Origin of the sequence: Paraburkholderia sp. (genome assembly GCF_034668105.1) — a bacterium.
Lineage (GTDB): Bacteria > Pseudomonadota > Gammaproteobacteria > Burkholderiales > Burkholderiaceae > Paraburkholderia.
The window spans coordinates 1-5,209 of record NZ_JAXDPY010000198.1 but is presented as its reverse complement, the minus strand read 5'-3'; the positions used below and the strand labels follow the sequence as shown (position 1 = coordinate 5,209).

At 58.5% G+C, this 5,209-nt stretch carries 4 protein-coding genes and 3 pseudogenes; 2 read left to right on the top strand and 5 right to left on the bottom strand.

The window, feature by feature from the left end; all coding sequences use genetic code 11:
* A partial coding sequence (locus QOC89_RS09300) for a hypothetical protein (protein WP_323044755.1) occupies positions 1-342 on the top strand: 342 nt, incomplete at its 5' end.
* Positions 343-595: 253 nt separating this feature from the next.
* Here the strand turns inward: QOC89_RS09300 and QOC89_RS31850 are convergent.
* The 5 genes and pseudogenes from QOC89_RS31850 to QOC89_RS09275 all read right to left on the bottom strand — a co-directional run.
* A pseudogene (locus QOC89_RS31850) lies at positions 596-808 on the bottom strand (acylphosphatase); the annotation flags it as partial.
* A gap of 730 nt (positions 809-1,538) precedes the next feature.
* Positions 1,539-2,081 carry an H-NS family nucleoid-associated regulatory protein gene (locus QOC89_RS09290; RefSeq protein WP_323044753.1) on the bottom strand — a complete coding sequence of 181 codons (543 nt, stop codon included), beginning with the start codon at positions 2,079-2,081 and terminating at the stop codon, positions 1,539-1,541.
* A 12-nt stretch (positions 2,082-2,093) separates the two neighbouring features.
* Positions 2,094-2,336 (bottom strand): hypothetical protein, encoded by a 243-nt coding sequence (locus QOC89_RS09285; RefSeq protein WP_323044752.1) that lies wholly within the window; start codon positions 2,334-2,336, stop codon positions 2,094-2,096.
* Positions 2,276-2,401: pseudogene (locus QOC89_RS09280) on the bottom strand (hypothetical protein); the annotation flags it as partial. The gene QOC89_RS09285 and the pseudogene QOC89_RS09280, both read right to left, overlap by 61 nt.
* 407 nt (positions 2,402-2,808) lie before the next feature.
* On the bottom strand, positions 2,809-4,686 hold the full coding sequence (locus tag QOC89_RS09275) for a potassium transporter Kup (protein ID WP_323044751.1): 1,878 nt from the start codon (positions 4,684-4,686) through the stop codon (positions 2,809-2,811).
* Between the two features lie 152 nt (positions 4,687-4,838).
* On the opposite strand from QOC89_RS09275, the pseudogene QOC89_RS09270 reads away from it, so the two are divergent.
* A pseudogene (locus QOC89_RS09270) lies at positions 4,839-5,209 on the top strand (phophatidylserine decarboxylase associated domain-containing protein); the annotation flags it as partial.

The following is a 5,209-nucleotide window of genomic DNA, read 5'->3' as shown; positions in this document are numbered from 1 at the left end:
GAGTTCAGCGCACGCGTTGCCAGCGCGTTCTTCCTGTGGCCAAAGGAGCTGCTTGATACTGAGCTCAACCGGAATGCGCTGGCGTCAACCGTTCAGCACGAGCTCTTTGATGGCAACCCCGACGGCTGGAAGGCGTACACCGCTCACATGCAGAAGAAGGTGAAGTGGTTTGGAGCCGGGCTTCCCAAGATAAAAGGGGACGCCTCGCCCGAACGGATGCTCGATGCCGCAGAGGAGGCGAGTCCGGCCGAGGCATCGGTCAAGGCCGCTCCGCCCTCGGAGTGGGATGCGCCCGACGAGAAGAAGGGCTGGCCTTGGCCACAGCCTGGGTCGACGTCCTGACTCACCGCTGTTCAGGGCACCCCATTCCTCTGCCCAGGTTCCCGCCTTCGTCCGGTCTCTTCATCAGTAAATGCAAATTCAGCTGGCTCCCTATGCAGGTATCACGCCGAACACGGGGGGATGGCCGGGAGATATAGATGTGCCGGGCGCCAGGGGTAACCACGGGCTGCTGATAGCCGCTGACCAGAGGCTGGCTTTAATCACGTGCGAATGAAACGACCAGCTCATTGTTCTCGACATGCGCACCTTGCACCTACAACGTGGGCAACCGCTCGAAGTTATCAAAGCGGGCAAACGGTGGGGGCACCTCGGTTACCTCAAGCTCTTCGACAAGCGCTGCGGACATGCCTTCGCTTAGCCAGGCGCACATGGCTGCCAGTTGCTCCGGCGAGCCTTGCAGCATCGCCTCTACCGAACCGTCCATACGGTTGCGGACCCAGCCGGTGACGCCCAGTTGTCTCGAGCGGCATCGCACAGGCGGGCGCCGAGAAGCTCGCCGACCGGCTGGTGAACGTGCCGGCGACTCATGGCGACGACACGGCACTCCCGGCCACCTTGCGCGATGCCTGGAACTGGTCGCGAATCCGTGCCACCTTGAGCAGATTGAAACGCGCGCTGAGCTGATTACGCCGAACGAGCAGCGCGTAAGCATGGAAGCTGGGCTCGCCAAGACGTACCGGGACCTCGCGAGTCAGGCCGCATGGCTCGCTTGCAGGCGCTGGCGGGGTACGCGACGGCCATCCCGTATCGGTCAGGGCACCGGGCCGAACGCCGTGCAATATCGACGCAACGCGCAGACCTCGATGCTTGACGCCGCCGGCGCCGTACCGTGCTGGATTATGTCGCACGCGCGCGTAGACAGCAGCACTTGACTCGACTGACAGTGTCAGTTTGTTTCGTCATTCCCGACTTGATAGCTACCTTTCCGGAGCGAGGAAAAGGTCAAGCCCGAAGCCGGGAAGCGGTGCGCCAGAGGCGCGGGCTTGAGATTCGACTCGCCTCGGAGAATCATTCCCATAGTCGGGAGTGGGCGACATCTCCGCTGACATTGTCTGTTCGGTCGAGTACCGGCTAATACAACTGAACTCCGTTGAGGTGGCTCTCCGGCAAACGCAGCCATCAGGCCGACAGTGATGACCATTTCAAATTCGTAGTCTTCGGCTGGTCGTGCAGCTTCCCACCCTGCCAACAATCACTCAGCGTATAAGGTACTTCGACCGGTCCTTCACCGCTGCCAACCACACCGGCGCCCGTCCACGCCCGCTCCACGTCGCGCGAGTCTTGGGGTCACGATAAAGCGCCGGCTGCGGACCCTTCGGCTGTCCCTTCCCGACGCGCGGTCCAGCCGTCTTTGACGTCTTCTTGACCGTAACCTTCACCTTGCTAGCAGAAGCCGGCTTCTCCGTCGCCGTCGCTCCATCAACCAGGAATCGGTCGCGATTCTTGGCGCTTGCTATCCACTGGGGCGCCCGGCCGTGTCCGGTCCACGTCGCGCCGGTTTTCGGGTCACGGTATTTCGCCGCAGCAGCGCTCTTCTTTCCGACAGTCTTCGCCACGGCCTTCTTCGCGCGCTGCTTGCCGCCAACACGCCCGTCAATGTCCGCAGCCGTCAGGCCATGCCTTTCCATCAACTCATGGATAGTCTTCAAAACCTTCGCGGTTTCCTTCGTCGCCAGCGCGTCCGCCTGTGCCTGCAGTTTTTTCATCCTTGCCTGAATTGCTTCCAAAGTCGTTGCCATCAAGTGGCCTCCTCATGAATGTGGCCGCAATATGCCAGCTCCCAATAACGTCCCTTGGTCCGGGCAGAGGGTCGTGTAGTCATGCAGCTCTCCGTAGTCGAGCGCGATGCAGGGATGCCCAGTTTCCTCGAAGGTCTCGAACAAGGCCTCGCTGTATTCGGTATACGTGCCGATGAACAGTTCTCGAACCACCACTAGGGAGAGCACGTGGCGACTGCCAATATCGATTGAAATTTCCAGGTCGCCCATAAACATACGCAGCGGCTGCGTATTGCAAAGGTAACACGCAAATCGCGCAGCGAATTCGCGGCGATTTCGACAGCATTCTTCGCGGCATCCTCCCAGGAGTTCGGCTGGTGCCGATAATCTCAGTGACGCTGTCAACGCTCGATTCAGTGTCCTGCGTGGCCATGATTTCCACTCCTCTCGGTTAGGAGGCGCGATTCCCGCACCTCGGTCATTCCATCAGAGGCCGCCGGCGTGCCAACCGTCGTCGCTGCCCTCGGAGCGGCGCGTCTCGGCTGGTTAGCGGCCGGTGGAGATTTTTCGGATGTTGTGCGCCCGCCACCTATATCGCTGGCGTTCGTTCCTAACGAAGGCCGACGCTCAATGCTCGTGGAGCGATTGGCCTCGTTCCCAGCGCTGTACAGGCAACTATCGCCACTTTTCCCAGCGTGATGTTGCCAAGGACGGAGCCGAAACTCTTCGCTCGAGTCGGCATTACCCTTCAAATCTCTACCTGCGCTCCCACTTCGATGACCCGATTGGGCGGAATCTTGAAGTAATCAGCCGCGTCGCGAGCGTTGCGAGACATCCCGGAATACAAGGCCTCCCGCCATAGCGCCATGCCGGCTTTCGGCGTGGCGAGGACTGTCTGGCGGGCGATAAAGAAGGACGTTTGCATCGGGTCAATCGAGAGTCCAGCATGCCGACCTTTTTGCAAAGCGTGCGGTATGTCGCGCTCATCTGAGAACCCATAGTAGACGTTGACTTGATAGCAGTTGTGTCCAAGCGGGACCACCTTGATGCGTTCCCTTTCCGGAATTCTGGGGATGTCGGTGGCGTACACAGTCAAAAATATCGTTCGTTCATGCAGCACTTGGTTATGCAGTAGGTTATGCAACAGCGCATGGGGTACGCCGTCACCTTCAGCACGGAAGAAGACGGCCGTACCAGGCACGCGTAGCGGCGGATTGATGAACAGAGACTGGAGGAAGTCGTCGAGAGGGATGAGTTGGCGTTGGAGGCTTTGGAATACCAGTTCGCGCCCCCTTCGCCACGTCAGCATGAGCATGACCATCAGCGCACTGATTGTTAGCGTAAACCAGCCGCCGCTAATGATTTTCAAACTCGTGGAAGAGAACAAAGCGACGTCAATCATCAAAAAGAATCCGGTCGCTGCGACCGACAGCAACAGCGGAAATTTCCAGCCGAAACGAACAACGAAGAACGTCAGCAGCGTCGTCGTCAACATCGTAGCGGTCGCAGCAATGCCATAGGCCGAAGCCAAATTGGAAGACGAGCCGAATCCCGCAACGGCCAATATGACAGCCGCGAGCTGTAGCCAATTGACGAGGGGGATGTAGATTTGCCCCTTTTGACTTTCAGAGGTCTGGCGGATGCGCATGCGGGGCAGGAAGCCCAGCGCAATAGCTTGCTGAGTCACTGAAAATGCACCAGAGATTGTCGCCTGCGATGCGATAACGGTCGCCATCGTCGAGAGCACTACGAGCGGATAGACGCTCCAAGGGCCAAGTTGCAGAAAGAAAGGATTCGAAACCGCTACCGGATTCGATAACAACAAGGCGCCTTGCCCGAGGTAATTGAGTGCCAGCGCGGGAGCGACGATAGAGAACCAGGCCAAGCGAACTGTCTTCTTGCCAAAATGGCCCATATCAGCATACAGCGCTTCCGCACCGGTGAGCGCCAGGACAACCGCACCGAGGGCGACGAAGGCGAACCACCCGTTGTGGATGAGAAAGCCGAGGGCGTGGAGCGGATTGAAGGCAATCAGAATGACCGGGTTCTTAGCGATATTAGCAACGCCCATCGCAGCAAGCGTAATGAACCAGACCAGCACAATCGGGCCGAACCATTTTCCGATACCCGCTGTGCCCCCGCGCTGCAACGAGTACAGTGCAACCAGAACGGCCAATGTCACAGGGATAACATACGGCTTAAGAGCAGGCGCGGCCACTTCCAACCCTTCAATGGCCGACAAGACTGAAATAGCTGGCGTAATCACACCGTCGCCGAAAAACAGCCCTGCGCCGACCATGCCAAGCAGCATCACCGGATAGTACCAACGGGATTTCTGAGTGACCGATGATAGCGCTAACGCGGTCATCGCCATAATGCCGCCTTCCCCTCGGTTGTCCGCCCGCAAAACAAGAGTTACGTACTTGAGCGAAATCACGATTATGAGGCCCCACAAAATCAGCGAGACCACCCCCAGCACATTGACAGGAACAGGCGAAAGACCGTGATGTTTCGCGAATACCTCCTTCATTGTGTAAAGCGGACTGGTTCCAATGTCGCCGTACACAATTCCAATGGCAGCCAGCGTCAGCGCAGCAATGCTACTTTTATTGGAGTCTGTAGTCACGACGCCGCCTCATTGTTGAGCCTCAAAGCATGTAACTGCGGAGCAAACTGCTGCTCCAGCCCACTACAACTTCTGCAACCGTCGCATCGCATGCGACCGCACCGACCTCCGCTTACGTTCCGGCAGTTCGCCGCGACGGCGCTTCCCCCCTTGTGATAGTCATTATAGGCGGGTGGTTACCGCGCAAGAAGCTGAGCTCATTGCGTTTAGAAAGGACCTGGCCAAGAAAGCGCGCGAACGCGCGGGCTTGGCTCCCGCACGTCGGCCGTGCAAGAACTGGCGAAGCTAATTGACGGTGACCAGTGCTTCGTATGGACCTGAGTCGGGCCATTACAGACGCCATAGAAGCTGGGTATGAGCTTGGATATTCCTCCAGCGAGGAATTGATGGACATCGTCGACTATCTGATGACCTATGCACCGCGCTTCAGTGAAGCCAGCTTGATTCACTGCCCATTGAACGCGGTCCTTGATTGGCCTATGTGCATGCCATCCGGATATGCTCTTTTCCGCGACCCCGGCGT